The organism is Fundidesulfovibrio butyratiphilus (assembly GCF_054657235.1).
Genome location: NZ_BAAHXA010000002.1, coordinates 315250 through 332502, shown reverse-complemented (window position 1 = coordinate 332502; position 17253 = coordinate 315250). Strand labels below are relative to the sequence as shown.

Here is a 17253-nt window from a genome sequence, read left to right as displayed (position 1 = left end):
GCCCAGACGCGCCCCACCCGGCCGGACGTCCGGGACAGCCCCGGCGGCGACGCGACATCTCCGGACGCGCGCCGCCCGGGGGCCCGGGCGCACGCCCGGTCCGTCTTCGGGACGTCACCATGACACTGTTGTTTGGGGATGGGTCCAAGCCAAGGCGGTCGCGCGCCGCATCCAGCGGACCCGAATCCGGATGCGGCGCGCGGCGGACTCATGCGCCGCGCGGCCCGACCCACCCGGGCGCCCAGGCGACGCAACGCACCCTCGACTCCAAGGAGCACACCATGGCCTCGTACGAAACCCTGATCGTGGAAAAAGAAAACGGACTGGCCCTCGTCACCATCAACCGGCCCAAGGCCTTGAATGCCCTCAATTCGGCCGTGTTGAGCGAACTCGACGCGCTCTGCGACGAACTGGCCACGGCCGACGACGTGCAATGCGTGATCCTCACCGGCTCGGGCGACAAGTCCTTCGTGGCCGGGGCCGACATCTCCGAAATGCACACCATGACCGCCATGCAGGCCCGGGCCTTCGCCAAGAAGGGGCAGGCGGTGTTCAACAAGATCGAAAACCTGCCCATGCCGGTCATCGCGGCGGTCAACGGCTTCTGCCTGGGCGGCGGGTGCGAGCTGGCCATGTCCTGCGACATCCGGGTGGCCTCGCAAAAGGCCAAGTTCGGCCAGCCCGAAGCCGGCCTGGCGGTTCCGCCCGGTTTCGGCGGCACCCAGCGCCTGCCCCGCCTGGTGGGCAAGGGTCGCGCCAAGGAACTGCTCTACACCTGCGACATCATCGGCGCGGACGAGGCCTACCGCATCGGCCTGGCCAACGCCGTGGCCGCCCCGGAAGAACTCTTGAACACGGCCAAGGCCATGGCCGCCAAGATCCTGGCCAAGGGCCCCCTGTCCATCACCATCATCAAGGCCTGCGTCAACGAGGGCCTGGACACCGACCTCGAAACCGGCTGCGCCTACGAGGCCGAAGCCTTCGGCCTGAGCTTCTCCACGGCCGACCAGAAGGAAGGCATGGGCGCGTTCGTCGAAAAGCGCAAGGCCGCCTTCACCGGGAAATAGCCGGCTCCGGCGGCGGACTTGCGCCCGGCGACCAAGGGCCCAAGTCCGCCGCTCTCCCTGACGGACGACTCAAGCCCCCCCGCACGACGCGGCGGGGGCGCGGGAGAGCCGCGTCCATTGGGGACCGGTCGAATGGGAAACCCTGGTCACCACCACAAAAGGGAGGAGCACATGGCAGAGGGCGCAATGGAGCCCAGATGGGGACAGCCGTGGACCGGCATCGCGGCGTTCGTCACGTTCCTGGCCGTGGCCTGGAGCACCTGGTTCGTGTTCAGCGACCCGCGCGGGCCCATCGGATGGTTTCCCTATCCGTTCGTCATGTACCTGGCCATGATGATCCTGGTCGGGCTCTGGCAACACATGTTCCTGGGCGACTGGCCCTTCCAGAACATCAAGCAGCCCCTGAAAGGGGTGGTCATGACCCTGGCCAACGTCGTGGGCGTGTGGTTCGTCATCGACGTGCTGTTCTACCGGGTGCTGGGCCTGGGCTTCAACTTCCTCAGCTACTACGGTCTCGAAGCCGCCAACCAGGCCGGACAGTTGCCCAAGACGGCCGCGCCCGGGGCCACCGGCATGCTGGCCCAGGCCGCCGTGGTGGGATTCGTGCTCATCGGCTTCTATTCCTACCCGGTGTTCACTATTTTCTTCAACAAGTGGCCGGCCGGCCCCTCGAACCTCAAACAGCCCGAAAAGGGCCTGTGCGAGATCGCCTGGGCCAGTCTGGTGACCCTGTTTCTCTACGCCGTGTTGGTGACGCCCTTCTTCGGCCTGGTCTTCCCCGGCGTGGGCCTGGGCAAGCCCTGGTGGAGCGGTTTCGCCGGCACCGGACACCTGCACTGGGTGTTCGGCTGGTGGGAATGGGCTATCATCGTGCTCTTTTTGTCGGCCAACGTCTGGCGCATGAAGCCCTGGACCGCCATCCACCTGCCCCAGCCCTGGAAGGGCCTGGTCTGCGCGGCCGCCTCCCTTGTCCTGGCCTACGCCCTGGCCCTGGTCTGCCGGGCGGTGGTCCCCCTGTGGGTTCCGGCCGAGACGTTCGAGATTCTCAAGGCCGCCAAGGGCGCTTCGGAAATGCAGCGTTTTCTCTGGCTGCACTCGGCCGAGATCGCCGGCTTCACCCTGATCCCGTTCCTGGTCTGGCACCACTACTTCGACGACATGTCCCCGGCCGCCGACCCCGACAGTTGGGCCGGCTTCGCCTTCCGCACCGTGGGCGTGCTGGTCCTGGCCGGGGCGAGCTACTGGGTCTTCTACTTCCTCAACTTCGGCCACTGGGGCCTGGGCAACCACCACATGGGCGCGCTGCCCGAACGGTTCATCCACGGCGAGTCCCTGGTGTGGAACTTCTGGTGGATCATCCCGGTGCTTTGGAACGACTGGTTTTTCCACAAGTGGCCCTTCTACGTCCACAAGACCGAGCATTCCCAGGCTGACGCAACGTGAACCACTCTACCCCAACAAGGGAGCGCACATGAGCAGCGAGAAAAAAATCACCCTGCAAGAAGCGGCCGAGATCGTCCGCAACGGTTCCCGCATCACGTTTTCCGGTTTCACCATCTGGCGGCGGCCCATGGCCATCCTCTACGAGCTGATTCGCCAGAAGAAGCGCAACCTGCACCTGATCGAGGTCAACGGCGGCCCCGAGACCGAATTCCTGGTGGGCGCGGGCTGCGTGGACGTCTGGGAGTCCTGCTGGGTCGGCCACGAGCTCTACGGCAAGTACGGAGCCAACGTCTCGCGCAAGGTCGGGACCAAGGAACTGCTCGTGGAAGACTACAGCCACGCCGAAATGCTCTACCGCTTCACGGCCGCGGCCTCGGGCGCGCCCTACGCCGTGACCCAGACCTCGCTCGGCACCGACATCCACAACCCGGCCTACGACATGCTGGGCCGGGCCGGCAAACGCGACGGCAAACGCATAGCCAAACACAAGTACGTCTTTGACGACGATCCCTTCTTCGGCGACGGCCGCCAGGTGCTGGTGCCGGCCGCCAAGGTGGACGTGGCCATCCTGTGCGTGCAGCAGGTGGGCGAGGAAGGCACCGTGCGCGTGCGCGGCCAGTACTACTCCGACCCGGAGGTGGCCCGCGCGGCGGACGTCACCATCGTCATGGCCGAGGAAATCGTGCCCGAGTCCTACCTGCGCCGCGACGCCGACCAGAACACCATCGCCAGTTTCGAAGTGGACCACATCCTGGAGTGCCCCTACGGCGCACACCCCACGGGCATGTTCGGCTGGTACGACGTGGACGGTCCCTTTCTCAAGGCCTTCTACAACGGAACCCGCACCCAGGAGGGGTTCGACGCTTTCGCCAAGGAGTGGATCCACGGCCTGGACCACCTCGCCTACCTGGAAAAGCTGGGCTGGCCCCGCATGTTGAACCTCAAGGCCAACAGCGCCCTGAACTACAGACCCCGCGAGCACAAGGGAGGCAAATGACATGAGCGCCTACGCATCCGCCGACGAATACAATCTGGCCGACCTGCTCTGTTGCGCCGCCTCGCGCGAGGTCAAGGACAACGAAACCGTGTTCGCGGGCACCGGCCTGCCCATGGTGGCCATCATGCTGGCCCAAAAGACCCACGCCCCCAAGCTCAAGCTCATCTTCGAGGCCGGCACCCTGGACGGACGTCCGCCCGAACTGCCCACCTCGGTGGGCGACGCCCGGTGCGAGACCGGAGCCTCGCGCTCCTCGGGCCTGTTCGACGCCTTCAGCATCGCCCAGCGCGGCTACGTGGACCTGGGCTACCTGGGCGGGGCCGAGATCGACCGCTTCGGCAACGTCAACACCACCTGCATCGGCGACTACCTGAACCCCGAACTGCGCCTGACCGGCAGTGGCGGCAACCCGGACGTGAACTCCTTCGCCAAGCGCACGGTGTTCATCATGGTGCACGAGAAACGCCGCTTTGTGGAAAACGTCAGCTACATCACCAGCCCCGGGTGGCGGGTGAAAAAGTGGCCCGAAGGGAGCTGGATCCCCAGACGCGAACTCTACGGCTCGGCCTACCGGGGCGGGCCCTCGGCCGTGATCAGCACGGCGGGCGTGTTCCGCTTCGACGAGGGCGACGGCCACATGTACCTGGACACCTGCCACCCCGGAAAGACCGTCGGGGAGATCAAGGACCTGTGCCAGTTCGACCTGGACGTGTCCCGCGTCTCGGGCGAAACCGCCCCGCCCACCAGAGAGGAACTGCGCCTCATCCACGAGGTGCTCGACCCGGACGAGATCTTCATTCCCAAGAAGAAATAACGCCTCTGTGGCGCTCTTGAAAAGCATGAAGAGCTTGCAACAACGCAGTGTGTAAAGCCTCCGGAGGCCAAAAGGGCGAGCCCCGTGGAATCCCCTTCGGCTTTGCGAGGCAGGGCCGGACCCGCCCGTTTTGACGGCGGGTCCGGCCACCGGGACCATGGACTGACGGCCGCGCGCGAGCCGCCGGGCCAGGAACAAAGGAGCACCGAGATGAAGACACTGGAAGGAGTGCGTGTCGTCAATCTGGCCGTGAACCTGCCCGGACCGGCGGCCGCCAGGGAGCTTGGCCGCATGGGGGCGCACGTGATCAAGGTGGAGCCGCCCGCCGGCGACTACATGGAGCACTACAGCTCCCAGTGGTACCGGGACATGGCCAAGGATCACGAAATCGTGCGCCTGGACCTCAAAAACCAGGCGGACATGGCCCGGCTCAAGGAGCTTCTGGACACGGCCGATGTGCTGCTCACCGCCACCCGGCCGGCGGCCCTCGAACGCATGGGCCTGGGCTGGGACGCCCTGCACGCGGCCCATCCCCGGCTGTGTCAGGTGGCCATTGTGGGCTATCCGGCCCCGCGCGACAACGAGGCCGGCCACGACCTGACCTATCAGGCCGCGCTGGGGCTTCTCCAACCGCCGGCCATGCCCCGAGCGCTTCTGGCCGACATGGCCGGGGCCCAGCGGGCCGTGAGCGAGGTCCTGGCCCTTCTGGTGGCCAGGCAGCGCACCGGCGAGGGCGGCTACGCCCAGGTGGCGCTTTCCGACGCGGTGGCCTTCATGGGCGAGGTCGCGCGCTACGGCCTGACCGCGCCCGGCGAGATCCTGGGCGGAGGCGTGCCGGAATACCGGCTCTATCCCGCCAAGGAGGGCTGGGTGGCGGTGGCGGCCCTGGAACCCCAGTTCCGCAAACGTCTGGAAGCCGAATTGGGTCTGGAAAATTCCGTCGAGTCCTACAAGGGCGCCTTCGCCACGCGCACCGCGCGCCAATGGCACGACTGGGCCGCCGAACGCGACATACCCATCGCCGAGGTGCGCGACCTTTGAGCCGGACGAAACGCGTGCGGCGGCGGGTTTGCCGACGCCTTTGGGCGGGCGCGGGGCGCGCCCGTTCCCATGGACGGCACGCCCGAAAAACCCGGGCGCAAGGCCGCCGAAAGGCGCTCCTGGCGCTGATTTCGGGCCGCACCGCGCACAAAACCCAGCTTGATGGTCGTCTTTTCACTTGAGCGCCGGGGCGTTGATTTGCTAACGATCAGGGACCACCCCAAGTCGCGCGATTCAAAGCGCTTCGGTCGCCTGGGCGAAAGCGCGGGCGAACGCTCAAGTTCTTGCGCCATGGCGGGCGTAAGCGGTCCGGGGCGGACCGTTTGCGCCAAGGCCGCCAGACGGTCGACGAGGTTCCCGAGCCTCGGACCGCAGAGCCGCAAGGCGGCGCATCCAACCGGGGATGCTCCGGGCATCGGGGAGAAAACTTCTGCAGTACAGGGAGGTTTTGTCTGACACAGGGCGCGTCGTAATGCAATACGCTGGCTGGAAATCCTTCAATATGCGGTCGCTGTGCTCTGAATGCCATCCGTCATTGAAGTCACACGGCCGAGGGGGTTTGTTGTATGGGCAACGCCGCTATCCATGTGATCACGAGAGACGAGGATATTCACTACTGTGACTACAGAACGTATGAAGACTTGCAACAGGAGAATGCGGAACTCAAAACAGAGATCCAGGCCCTGCGCCGCAGGATGATGGCCTTCGAACAGGCGACAAGCATCCTACAGGACGGTTTCTTGCTGACCGATCCCAACTGCATCATCACCGACATCAACGAATCCTGCTGCAAGTATTTCGAAGTGACCCGCCAGGACGTGCTGGGCAGACACATCACCGCCCTTGTCCACAATTCCAAGCTCCCTGAAGTCCTGGAGCAAAGACGCACCGACGTCGACGTGGTCCACACCTTCGCCGAGGGCCAAAAGTCCTCGGGCGAGCGCATGCTGGTGGTCAGCCGCCTTGCGGTCATGCAGGGGGACGAGATGATCGGCGGAGCCGCCTTTCTCAAGTTCTCCGGCTACACGGAAAAGGTCGTCAAGATGCTCTACGACATGGGGCAGGAACTCGACTACTACCGCAAGGAGCTGATCCGCCACTCCATCGACCAGTGGTCCTTCGACAACCTGCCCTCGGCCAACGAGTCCTTTCGGGAAGCCAAGCACATGGCCGACCGCTTCGCCCAGTGCGACTTGCCGATTCTGCTCCTGGGCGAAACCGGGGTGGGCAAGGAGGTGTTCGCCAACGCCGTCCACCTGGCCAGTCCCCGACGCTTCGGCCCGTTCGTGAGCGTCAACTGCACCTCGATCCCGGCCGAGCTGCTGGAGGCCGAACTGTTCGGCTACGAGGGCGGGGCCTTCACCGGCGGCAAGCCCGGCGGGCGGCGGGGCAAGTTCGAGCTGGCCGACCAGGGCGTGCTCTTTCTCGACGAGGTGGGCGACATGCCCATGTCCATGCAGGTGAAGCTCCTGCGCGTCCTGCAGGACAACTGCATCGAGAAGATCGGGTCGGAAAAGCCCCTTCGCGTGGACGTGCGCATCATCACGGCCACCAACCAGAACCTGGAGCGCAAGATCGAACTCAAGGAGTTCCGCGAGGACCTCTACTATCGCCTCAACGTGCTTCCCATCCAGATACCGGCCCTGCGCCAGCGCATGGAGGACATTCCGGCCCTGGCCCAGGTCTTTCTGGACGAGCTCAACCAGCGCTACGGGCAGCATTTCACCCTGGCGCCCCAGACCATGCGCTGTCTCCAGTCGTACTCCTGGCCGGGCAACATCCGCGAGCTCAAGAACGTGATGGGCCGCATGTTCATGATGACCAGCGACGGCAAGGTGATCCTGCCCGAGAAGATCCCGCAATACATCCTCACGGCCATCAACGCCAACGAGGAGCAGCTCTTCACGGCCACCTCGGAAAAAGAGGACCGGGAGCACATCCTGCGCGTTCTGCAGAAGCACAACTTCAACTGCGCCAGAACGGCCAAGATGCTGGGCATTCACCGGGGCACGCTCTACACCAAGCTCAGACGCTACGACATCAACATCTCCCAGTTGCGCGACGGAGAGCTGTGAACGCATCGCCCGGCAGGGCCCGCTTTTCCGGGGCCCGGGCCGGGCGCGCCAACGTTCGGGCGCGCCTGTCCCGGCAGGCGGGTCCGAAGCGCGGTCACACCCCGCTTTCGTCGTCGAGTTCGTTCATGAAGCGCACGTCTTCGGTCCAGCCTTCGCGCACCTTGACCCACAGGTCCAGGTGCGCGGGTTGGCCAATGAGCTCCATGATCTCCTGACGGGCCTGGGTGCCCACCTGCTTGAGCAGGGCCCCGCCCTTGCCGATGACCATGCCCTTGTGCCGGTTCTGGGAGACGTAGATCACGGCGCTGACCCGCGCGCCGGCGCTGGTCTCGCGCCATTGCTCGATGCCCACGGCGGTGTTGTACGGCAACTCCTGGGACAGGGCGAGAAAGAGCTTTTCCCGGATGATTTCCGCGGCGAGAAAGCGCAAGGGCGCGGTGGAAAGCTGATCCTCGTCGAACTGGGGCGCTCCCTCGGGCAGGAAGGCGAGAATTTCGCCCACCAGCGACTCCAGGCCCTGCTGCTTGAGGGCGGAAACCGGAACCACGGGCGCGCCGGGCCACACCTCGCCCAGCCGGGCCATGAGCGGCAACAGGGCCTGGCGTCCGGGCAAGGCGTCCATCTTGTTGAGCAGAACCAGCACCGGCAGGCCCGAACGTTCGATGGGCCGGGCCAGAATCTTGAGGTCCGCCTCGAAAATCTCGGGCTTGCGGGAATATTTGGCGGCGTCGAGCACCACCACCGCGAGTTGGGCCTGGGCCAACGCCCGCCAGGCCGACTCCACCAGGCGGCTGTTCAACCGACTTCCCCGCGGCACGTGCACGCCCGGGGTGTCCAGAAACACGATCTGGGCGTCCGGACGGGTAAGAATGCCCGTCAACTGATTCCGGGTGGTCTGGGGTTTGGGGGTGACGATGGCCAGCTTCTGGCCCAAAAGGGCGTTCAGCAGGGTGGACTTGCCCGCGTTGGGCGGCCCGATCAGGGCCACATAGCCGAATTTGTGTCCGCTCACGCGCGTATGACTCCTTGGGGAAAAACGTGGAACCCCGTCGGCTCCCCTTGCCAACCGGGTACGTCGTGGCTATAGCCGGCCTGTCATGGCAAAAGAACTCATCATCGTCGAGTCTCCGGCCAAGGTGAAGACCATCAAGAAGTTCCTCGGGGACAAATACCTCGTGGAGGCTTCGGTGGGCCATGTGCGCGATCTGCCGGCGCGCAAGCTCGGGGTGGACGAAACCGACGGCTTCACCCCCGAATACGGCGTCATCCCCGGCAAGGAAAAGGTCGTGGCCCAACTCCAGAAGGCCGCCGCCAAGGCCTCGGCCATCTACCTGGCCCCGGACCCGGACCGCGAAGGCGAAGCCATCGCCTGGCACATCGCCGAGCTGCTCAAGGACGCGCAAGCCCCGATCAGTCGCATACAGTTCAACGAAATCACGGCCAAGGCCGTGCGCGAAGCCTTGGAGCATCCCCGCGAGATCAACGAGAAGCTTTTCAATTCGCAGCAAGCCAGGCGCATACTCGACCGGCTGGTGGGATACAAGCTTTCTCCTCTGCTGTGGAAGCGGGTGAAGAAGGGTATCTCGGCCGGACGGGTGCAGTCCGTGGCGCTTCGCCTCATCGTGGACCGCGAAAAGGAGCGCCTGGCCTTCAAGCCCCAGGAGTACTGGCTCTTCAAGGCCAAGCTGGCCGCCGAAACCCCGCCGCCCTTCGAAGCCGACCTGACCAAGCTGGACGGCAAAAAGGCCCAGGTGAAAAATGGCGAGGAGGCCGCCGCCCTGTCCGCGGAGCTGGAAAACCAGCCCTTCGCGGTCAAGGACGTGGCCGAAAAGCAGCGGGCCAAGTCGCCGCCGCCGCCGTTTATCACCTCCACCCTGCAACAGGCGGCCAACCAGCGCCTGGGCTACGGGGCCAAGAAGACCATGGGGGCGGCCCAGCGGCTCTACGAAGGCGTGGAACTGGGCGAACGCGGCATCCAGGCCCTCATCACCTACATGCGAACCGACTCCACCCGCATCGCCGACGAAGCCCGCGACGCGGCCAAGGAATACATCGTCGAAACCCTGGGCAACGAATTCTACCCGGACAAGGCCCGGGTCTTCAAAAGCAAGGCCGGCGCGCAGGACGCCCACGAAGCCATCCGGCCCATCGACGTGCACATCGCCCCGGCCGACGTGGCCGGACTTTTGCCCAAGGACCAGTATCAGGTCTACAAGCTGGTCTGGGAGCGATTCCTGGCCTCGCAAATGGCCGCGGCCAAGTTCTGGGACACCACGGTCACCGTGGAGTCCGGCCGGGCCGAATTCCGGGTCAAGGGCGAGCGCCTGCTGTTTCCCGGCTATCTCAAGGTCTACGGCCAGGACGCCCAGGAAGAGGGCGAGACCGGCCCCAAGACCCTGCCCGCCCTGACCAAGGGACAGGCCCTCAACCTGCTCGAAATCCGCAAGGAGCAGAAGTTCACCCAGCCGCCGCCGCGCTTTTCCGAGGCCTCGCTGGTGCGCGAACTGGAAGAAAAGGGCATCGGACGCCCTTCGACCTACGCGGCCATCATCTCCACGCTTATCGACCGCGACTACGCCCGGCTTGAAGAAAAACTCTTCGCCCCCACGGAGCTGGGCACGACCGTTTCCGACCTGCTCACGGCCCATTTCGCCGCGGTCATGGACGTGGGCTTCACCGCCGGCATGGAAGAAGCCCTGGACAAGGTGGCCGAAGGCGGCACCGACTGGCGGAGCCTGCTCGCCGAGTTCACCGGGGACTTCTATCCCACGCTTAAGAAAGCGGCCAAGGAGATGGCCGACGAGGACACCGGCTTGGTCTGCCCGGAGTGCGACAAGCCCCTCAAGGTGAAATTCGGCCGCACGGGTCCGTTTCTGGCCTGTTCGGGCTATCCCGAGTGCAAGTTCACCTCGAATTTCACCCGCGACGAGACCGGGGCCTACCAACTGGCCGAACGGCTCATCAACCAGGATTCCGGCCTGGTCTGCCCGGCCTGCGGCAAGCCCATGCTGGTGAAGTTCGGGCGGCGCGGGCCGTTTCTGGCCTGTTCCGGGTACCCGGACTGCTCCTCCACGGCCAATTTCACCCGCGACGAGTCCGGGGCGTTCCATTTCGCCGAAACCGGCCCCGAGGAAGCGCCCCAGGTGGTGGGCAAGTGTCCGGAGTGCGGCAAGGACCTGCTGCTCAAGAAGACGCGCACCGGCAGCCGGTTCATTTCCTGTTCGGGATATCCCAAGTGCAAGTACTCCAAGCCGTTCTCCACGGGCGTGCCCTGCACGCGCGAGGGCTGCGACGGCGAATTCGTGGAGAAAAGCTCGCGCTACGGCAAGATCTTCTACTCCTGCTCGCGCTACCCCGACTGCACCACCGCCGTGTGGGACTGGCCCGTCCAGGAGACCTGCCCGGAGTGCGGTTCGCCCATCCTGGTGAAAAAGAGCGGCAAGCGCCGGGGCAATCACCTGGCCTGCCCGGTCAAGACCTGCAAGTACTGGCGGTCGCTGGACGAGGAGGGCGCGCCGGAGCCGACGTCCAAGCCGCTGGAGATCGCCAAGTCGAAAACGGCCGCCACACCGGCCGAGGCCCTCGCGCCGCAACCGGCCGACAAGCCGGAAACCGCCGCCAAGCCGGAAGCGGCGGTCCAACCGGCGTCCGCCGAGAAGGCCGAACCGGCGACCAAGCCGAAAACGGCCGCCAAACCCAAGGCCGCGGCCAAGCCGAAGACGACGACCACGGCAAAAGCCGCAGCGAAGCCGAAAGCGGCCGCCAAGCCCAAGGCGACGGCCAAAGCGAAAACAGCCGCCGAGCCCAAGGCGACGGCCGAGAAGAAAGCAGCGGCCAAGCCGAAGACGGCGACCAAGCCAAAAGCCGCAGCCAAAAAGAAGGCCGACGGAAAAGACAAGGAAGACGGCGAAACGAACTAGCCGCCGGGCGCATTATCGAAGAACGCTCTGGGCGCTCCTTCGCAAGGGGGAGCGCCTTTTTCGTCGAAAGGCCGGGCCTTGACTTTCCCCGGGCATTTTTCCACTTCCCATGGACACCATGCGCATCCAGCCCAGCGACACGGCGGAAGTCCCGCCAAAGGACACGTCACGGGACCAGGCCTCCCGGCCCCGCACGCCCCGCTCCCGGCTTTTCGTCCGGGCCGGCGTCGTTCTGGCGGTGCTGTTCCTCTCCTTCTGGCAGGCCCAGCCCTACGTGCCCACCCAGGTGCGCAGCTTCTTCGGCGGCGGGGACATCAGCTATCTCTACTGGCTCTTCGCCTGGCAGCTCGACCGGCTGGCGGCGCTCGATTTTTCCGGCCTGGCGAACGCCCCGGTGTTTTTTCCGGCGCCCTACGGCGCGGCCTATTCGGGACAGGTGCTCTCCACCTCGCTCGCGGCCCTGCCCCTGTACCTGGCCGGGGTCGATCCCTATCGCCTCTACAACCTCTTCGTGTTCTGGACCTATCCCCTGTGCTTTCTCGGGGCCTACCTCTTCGCCCGGCTGGGCGGCTTCCGGCCCGCCTCCTGCCTCACGGCGGCGGCCTTGTTCGCTTTCAATTCCTACCGGCTCAACACCGGCGGGTACTTGAGCCACATGGCCATGCAGTGGATTCCCTTCGTCCTGTATTTCCTCACCCTGTTCCTGCGCACCGGCAAGGCCCGCCACGCCTGGCTGTGCTGTCTGTTCTTCCTGCTGCACGCCGGAGCCAGCGAACACAACTTCGTGCTGGGCACCCTCTATTTCGCTTTGTACGCGGCCCTGTACGCGGCCCGGACGCGCCTTACCCCCGAGGCCGAAAGGCCCGACGGACGAAAGGTCGCGACGTTTCTCGGCAAAGCGGCGGGGCCGCTGGTCGTGGCCCTGGCCGGATCGGCGGCGCTCTACTGGCCCAGCCTCATGGTGGCCCGGGACAACGGCGTCCGGCGCAGCCTGGCCGACACCCTGCTCTACGCCGCCGACCTGGAACACTTCCTGGGGGCCACGCTCACCTGGCTGTTTACGCCGCTGTTCAAAGCCTTCGCCAAGGCGGGCAACATCCTCTGGCCCACCTTGGCCGGGCTGACGCTTTTTGCGCTGGGGGTCTGGCGACTGTCCGGCGCGCGGGAGCGGGGCAAAACGCGCCGAGGTCCGTGCGCGTTGGCCACGGTCGGGCTGGTCGCGATCCTGGCGGGAGGCTTCGCCCTGAAGTCCTGGCCGGACCCGGACCTGTTCCAGGCCTGGTATTTCGTGTCGGCTCCGGCCACGGGGCCGTTGCACGCCGCGCTGTGCCTGGCGGCCGGAGTCGGCCTGGCATGGCTCATGGTGCGCGGGTTCGTCTGGGCCGCGCGTCTGCCCGAGGCGGTGTTTTTTCCCGGCGCGGCGGCCTATCTGGCCTTTGTGGGCTTTCTGGCCTCCCTTGGCCCCCTGGTCAAGGTCCACGGCCTGCTCCTGGCCGTGAATCCGGCGGCCTATCTCGTGTACGTGCTGGTTCCCGGCGGAGACGCCGTGCGGGCCGTGACCCGGTCCTTCCATTTCTTTTCGCTGTTTTTCGGGGTGGTGTGCGCCTTCGCCTTCGACAGACTGCTGGCCAGCCGGTCCCGGGCCGGGCGCGCGCTGGCCTGGGGCCTGGCCCTGATCCTGCTTCTGGATCTCGTCCCGGCCTGGGCTCCCGACTTCACGCTGCGCCGCCAAGTCCCGGAGACGCCCGGCGAGTACGTCTGGCTGCGTTCGCGCCCCACGCCGGGCCCGGTGCTGGAGATCCCCCTGGGCGAGGATTCCAACTTCATGGAACGGGCCCTGGTCCACCGCAACCCCCTGGTCAACGGATTCGGCAGCTTCTTTTGGCGCGGCTACGCCGTGTTGCGCCAGGCCCTGGAAAAGCGCGGCCCGGCCGGGAGCCTGGACGACATACAGGCCCTGGGCACGCGCTACCTTCTCATGCACGACGCCGGGCCGACCCCGCCCGAGCGCCTGGGGCCGTTCGCGCTCCGGGCGCGCTTCGGCTCCACGGCCTGCTACGAAAACCCCGACGCCGCCCCGAGCCCGGCGCCGCCGGATCTGCCCCGGCGCATGCGCGCCCACCTGTACGGACTGGACGGAGACCGCCTGGCCGTGGTGCTTCATTTCACGGGCCTGGAACGCCCCTTCGTCACAACGCGGCGTCTGCCTCTGGAACTCACCCTGGTCCATGAGGATGGAAGCTCCCGGCGCTTCACCCTCTGGTTGCCTCCGGGACTGTGGGGCCCGACCTCCCAGTGGGACAGCGCTTCGGACGCCCACCTTGCCTTGCGGCGTCCGAACGGCCGATTTCCCCTGCGGGTCGAGCTGGACGGACAGACCCTATACGAACGCCGCGAGGGCGATCCCCCGCCGCGCGTGGCCAGCTTCGACACCATCATGACCGACCTGGCCCGCATCAACCTGGCCCTGACGGCCTTCTTCCGCACCTATGGCGTCTATCCCCGGGGCGACTCCACGGACGTCACCGACGACCGGGGACGCCATAACCCGGAGTGGATTCGCGGCCTGGTCCCGGAATTTCTGCCCGAGCTGCCCCGCGACCCCCGGGGGCTTGCCGACCCGTACCGGGGCTACCTGTATTTTTCAGACGGCATGAGCTTCAAGCTCATCGTCCACGCCGCCCCGGACGGATACAAAATCCGCTCTCGCTATCCCCAAGTGGCGGACCCGATACGCGGCGACGCCTACGGGGTGTTTCAGCCCCAGGCGGCCCGCTGGTAGGCGCGCAGAGCGCCTCGCGCCGGTCAAACCTTCCTTTTTTTGTCAAGATTCCCCGAGCGCCACCCGGCCGGTGTTTACAGCGAAGCCCAGGACCGATACGCCTCATGACCAAGGGAGGCGGTCATGCAACCGTTGCAGACAAAAAAATCCTTGCGCGCCCAGTTCAACCTGGCCGTGGCGCTCATGTCCCTGGCGGTGGTGGCGGCCACGGCCCTGGCCTTCGCCTGGGCGTCGCGTTCCATCCTGGGCGAATTCGCCGCCAAGCTGGCGGTCAAGCAAGCCCAGCTCGAACGCAACAAGCTGCTCTCCCTGGTGGAACGCGAGCTCACCCTGGCCCGGGCCCTGGCCGCCGACCCGGAAGTGCGACGGTTCGTGACCGACGAAAGCGACCCCGCGATCCGGGCCCAGGCCTTCGAGGAGTTGGAGAACTACCGCTCGCTGTTTCGCGACCACAGTTATTTCGTGGTGGTGGACAAGACCCTGCACTACCTGATCAACCACGACGGCCACCTGGAAAGCGCCCACCTCTCCAAGGACCAGACCGCCGACCGCTGGTACTTCCAGAGCCTGGACAGCCCGGACGACTACGCCCTCAACCTCGACTTCAACCGCACCATCCAGGCGGCCAAGGTCTGGTTCAACGTGGTGGTGAAGGACGACCAGGGCCGACGGGTGGGCCAGGCCGGCACCGGACTCGATCTCACGGACTTTCTGCGCGAGGCGGTCAACACCGACCAGCCCGGGGTGACGCCGGCCGTGGTGGACCGGGCCGGAGTGATCATGGCCCATCCCGACCCGTCCCTGGCGGCGCACAACGCCGTGGCCAAGACCGACAGGATCACCCTGTTCACCCTGCTGCCCCAGGGTCGGGACAAGTCCCGCCTGGCCCAGGCCCTTTTGCGTCTGTCCAACGCCCAGACCGAAGTGGAGTCCTTTCCCGTGACCCTGGCCTCCGGCGCGGCCCACGCGGCCGTGGCCGCCATCCCCGAAATCGGCTGGTACGACGTGGTGCTGGTGGACCAGGCCTCGGTGATGGGCTGGCGGGTGTTCGGGCCCCTGGCCGGGGCGGTGCTGGTCTGCCTGGCCGCCGTGATGGCCGGGATCTCCCTGCTCACGGGGCGGCTGGTGCTCCGTCCGTTGTCGCGCCTCACCCGGGCCTCGGGGGAGATGGCCCAGGGCCGCTACGGGCTCGAACTGCCCGTGGACCGGCGGGACGAAATCGGCCAGCTCACCGCGAGTTTCAACACCATGAGCGCCAAGGTGCAAGACGCGGCCCGCAATCTGGAAAATCTGGTGGAAGAACGCACCGCCCAGCTCACGGCCGCCAATCAGAGCCTCACCGAGTCCCGCCAGGCCATGCTCGAAAGCCTGCGTTACGCCAGGGTCATCCAAACGTCGATTCTGCCCCGGCCCGAGCACATGGCCCAGGTCCTGGGCGAACATCTGGCCCTGTACCGGCCGCGCGACATCGTGGGCGGCGACCTCATCCACCTGTCGGACGCTCCCGACCACTTCCTGCTGGGCGTGATCGACTGCACCGGACACGGCGTGCCTGGCGCCTTCATGGCCATGACCGCCCATTCCGTGCTCAACCACGTGACGGCCGTGGTCCGCGATGGCGACCCGGCCCGCATTCTGGCCGAAACCGACCGCGTGCTGCGCCACACCCTGGATCTGCGCCAGGACGGACCCGGCGGCGTGGACTGCGGGCTGGACATGGCCCTGGTTCGCGTGGACAAAACCCAAGACCGGCTGGTATTCGCCGGAGCCGGGCTGCCGCTTTTTCTCGTGGACCAGCGCGGAGTGACCCGTCTCAAAGGGCAGAGGCGCCGGGTGGGCTACAGGGGGCGTGGCGCAACGCCCTGGACCAATCAGACCGTGGACTCCCTGGCCGGCAGACGCGTCTACGCCTCCACGGACGGCTTCTGGGACCAGGGCGACGACGCCAAGGGCTACGGCTTCGGCCTGGCCCGTTTCGAATCCCTGCTGACGCAATCCCTGTCCACCGCGTTCGCGGACCAGGCCCGGACCTTTCAGGCCGCGCTCGACGCCTACCGAGGCGCAAGTCCCCAACGCGACGACATCGCCGTGGTGGGATTCGCCTGGCACGAACCTTCCCGCGAGGACGCGGCGCATCCGGCTTCCGAAACCGATGCCGGGCCGCGAAAACCTTCTGGAGAGACAAGCGCATGAACCTTTTCAGGATTCGCGAGGAGTTTACCGACTCCGGCATCATGATCTGCTTCAACGGCCCGTTTTCCCACAGCATCATCGAAGAACTGGGCAAGGCCGTGCGCAACCACTTGGCCGCGGAAAACATCACCAAGGCCCAGGTGATGGATGTCTTCGCCATCTACATAGAATTGGCCCAGAACGTGAAACTACTTCGCCAGCCGCGACCTGCCCGTGGAACAGACCAGCTCCTCCATCATCACCATAGCCAAGCAGAACGGCAGATACATGGTGACCTCGGGCAACAACGTCCTGAAAAACGACGTGGCCAAACTTTGCGCCGACATCGACACCTTGAACGCCCTGGACGAGTCCAGTCTGCGCAAGCTCTATCGCTCCCAATTGCGCAAACCCACCCCCGAGCAGGCCCTGGGCGCGGGACTCGGACTCATGGAGGTGGCGACCAGGTCCACGAACAAGCTCACCTACAACGTGCAGGACCTGGACGGCGCATACGCGTTCTTCAGCCTTACGGCCTACGTCTAGCTTTCAAGGAGCATTTCCATGCAACCTCTCGACATACCGGCCTCTTCCGCCTCTCCGGCGATACGCTTTCAGGCCGATCCGCCGACGCTTCTCATCCGGGGAGAATCCTACCCGGAAAATTCCTTCGAGTTCTACGCCCCGGTGCTCTCCTGGCTGGGAGACGCCCTGGGCCAGGTCCCGTCCTTCACCGCCGACATTAACGTCAGCTACATGAACAGCAGCAGCACCAAATGCATGCTCGACCTGCTCGACCTCCTGGAGGAGGCCGCCGGCCGGGGCGTGAACGTGCGGGCCGTGTGGCGCTACGACCCCGAAAACCCCCGGTCCCTGGACTTGGCCGAGGAATTCCAGGAGGAAGTCACCTTTCCCTTCGACATCGTCACGGAGGCCGGCTGA

11 protein-coding genes and 1 pseudogene are annotated in these 17253 nt (G+C 65.9%); 11 read left to right on the top strand and 1 reads right to left on the bottom strand.

Translation table 11 applies throughout. From position 1 onward, the window contains the following. Positions 1–281 precede the first annotated feature (281 nt). The 6 genes from ACYQ01_RS12555 to ACYQ01_RS12530 all read left to right on the top strand — a co-directional run bounded on the left by ACYQ01_RS12555 (position 282) and on the right by ACYQ01_RS12530 (position 7437). Positions 282–1067 carry an enoyl-CoA hydratase-related protein gene (locus ACYQ01_RS12555; protein ID WP_459934202.1) on the top strand — a complete coding sequence of 262 codons (786 nt, stop codon included), beginning with the start codon at positions 282–284 and terminating at the stop codon, positions 1065–1067. A gap of 171 nt (positions 1068–1238) precedes the next feature. Continuing rightward, complete coding sequence (locus ACYQ01_RS12550; protein ID WP_459934201.1) at positions 1239–2510, top strand: hypothetical protein; 1272 nt, start codon at positions 1239–1241, stop codon at positions 2508–2510. A gap of 28 nt (positions 2511–2538) precedes the next feature. Beyond that, a complete protein-coding gene (locus ACYQ01_RS12545) occupies positions 2539–3507 on the top strand; it encodes a CoA transferase subunit A (protein ID WP_459934200.1) in 969 nt (322 codons plus the stop codon). Between the two features lies 1 nt (position 3508). Beyond that, a complete protein-coding gene (locus tag ACYQ01_RS12540) occupies positions 3509–4321 on the top strand; it encodes a CoA-transferase subunit beta (RefSeq protein WP_459934199.1) in 813 nt (270 codons plus the stop codon). 210 nt (positions 4322–4531) lie between these two features. Beyond that, positions 4532–5362 (top strand): CoA transferase, encoded by an 831-nt coding sequence (locus ACYQ01_RS12535; protein WP_459934198.1) that lies wholly within the window; start codon positions 4532–4534, stop codon positions 5360–5362. 566 nt (positions 5363–5928) lie between these two features. Further along, complete coding sequence (locus ACYQ01_RS12530) at positions 5929–7437, top strand: sigma-54 interaction domain-containing protein (RefSeq protein WP_459934197.1); 1509 nt, start codon at positions 5929–5931, stop codon at positions 7435–7437. Positions 7438–7531: 94 nt separating this feature from the next. Here ACYQ01_RS12530 and era read toward each other — a convergent pair whose 3' ends face one another. Beyond that, entirely contained in the window at positions 7532–8449 is a 918-nt protein-coding gene (gene era / locus ACYQ01_RS12525) for a GTPase Era (protein ID WP_459934196.1), read from the bottom strand. A gap of 85 nt (positions 8450–8534) precedes the next feature. On the opposite strand from era, the pseudogene topA reads away from it, so the two are divergent. The 5 genes and pseudogenes from topA to ACYQ01_RS12500 all read left to right on the top strand — a co-directional run. After that, positions 8535–10925, top strand: a pseudogene (gene topA, locus ACYQ01_RS12520) (type I DNA topoisomerase); the annotation flags it as partial. 550 nt (positions 10926–11475) lie between these two features. Continuing rightward, the gene (locus ACYQ01_RS12515) at positions 11476–14139 is read left to right on the top strand and encodes a hypothetical protein (RefSeq protein WP_459934195.1); all 2664 of its coding nucleotides are present in this window, start codon (positions 11476–11478) and stop codon (positions 14137–14139) included. A 123-nt stretch (positions 14140–14262) separates the two neighbouring features. Further along, positions 14263–16332: a SpoIIE family protein phosphatase gene (locus tag ACYQ01_RS12510; protein WP_459934194.1), complete on the top strand. Its 2070-nt coding sequence runs from the start codon at positions 14263–14265 to the stop codon at positions 16330–16332. Between the two features lie 213 nt (positions 16333–16545). Further along, the gene (locus tag ACYQ01_RS12505) at positions 16546–16857 is read left to right on the top strand and encodes a SiaB family protein kinase (RefSeq protein ID WP_459934193.1); all 312 of its coding nucleotides are present in this window, start codon (positions 16546–16548) and stop codon (positions 16855–16857) included. A gap of 18 nt (positions 16858–16875) precedes the next feature. Further along, on the top strand, positions 16876–17253 hold the full coding sequence (locus tag ACYQ01_RS12500; protein WP_459934192.1) for a DUF1987 domain-containing protein: 378 nt from the start codon (positions 16876–16878) through the stop codon (positions 17251–17253).